General features: G+C 39.9%; 3 protein-coding genes. All 3 read left to right on the forward strand.

Annotation, left to right across the window (positions count from 1 at the left end; translation table 11 throughout):
- The coding region (locus OCV67_RS13365; protein ID WP_449580837.1) for an XkdQ/YqbQ family protein at positions 1-310 on the forward strand (310 nt) is incomplete at its 5' end.
- A 9-nt stretch (positions 311-319) separates the two neighbouring features.
- On the forward strand, positions 320-562 hold the full coding sequence (locus OCV67_RS13370) for a hypothetical protein (protein WP_147644412.1): 243 nt from the start codon (positions 320-322) through the stop codon (positions 560-562).
- A partial coding sequence (locus tag OCV67_RS13375; RefSeq protein ID WP_147644413.1) for a DUF2634 domain-containing protein occupies positions 563-907 on the forward strand: 345 nt, incomplete at its 3' end.

A 907-nucleotide genomic window follows, 5' to 3' on the forward strand; every position in this document is an offset into this window, starting at 1 on the left:
TGCCGTTAAGAAGAATACCGAGCTTGAAAAGAAAATCGGTATTTTTCAGGATATCGAAAAAAAGGACGATGATCTTTCAGAAGCCAAGCTTCAGGAACATATAAAAGAAACGCTGAAAGAAATTAGTACTCCTGAAATAAGCCTGAGTGTTGAAACTTTGGGTATCCCCGATGTTATTTCAGGTGTGGGGGTTTATGTAATAATTGACGAACTGGGGATAAAGCGTACTTTCTATGTCGATGAAGATACTCATACTTTCAAAGGAGGAAGTCATACAATGAATCTTGCGCTTAATTCCGTAAACGAATAGGAGGTCTGAATGGATAATCCAACGAGTATTAAAGGATTGATGCAGCAAATGCTGCCAAAGGGAAATGATATTGTAATAGGCAGGGTCATTTCCGTAAATCCTGTCAGAGTACAGGTAATAAATGATGAAAAGCTTACACCGCTCCCAATCGTCCCTCAAAGACTTTCTGATTTGCATACGGGAGAATATGTACATTTACTGGTATTTAATAACGGCAAAAAGTATTATGCGTTGGACAGGGCGGTGATGTAAATGGCGGCAGATATTGAAATTCCCATTGATACTATTGAAGAAGAGACGGAAAAGCCTACAAAAACATACCGTCTTGACCTTGATTCGGGAAGAATTATCGGTACTGTTGACGGGATCGAAGCAGTAAATCAGGCGATAAGAAAAGCGATAATAACGGCACGTTACAAGTGTCTTATTTATGATGACGATTACGGCGGAGAGCTGAAGGATATGGTCTACGACGAGGTATCAACTCCCGAACTGATAGAAACAGCCTTGCCAGAATTAGTCAGGGACGCGCTTTCACAGGATACACGAATACTTGATGTGTATGATTTTGAAATAAGTTTTAAGAATGATGAAGCC

It is taken from the genome of Porcipelethomonas ammoniilytica (genome assembly GCF_025567485.1).
In the GTDB taxonomy this organism is placed as follows: Bacteria; Bacillota; Clostridia; order Oscillospirales; family Ruminococcaceae; genus Porcipelethomonas; species Porcipelethomonas ammoniilytica.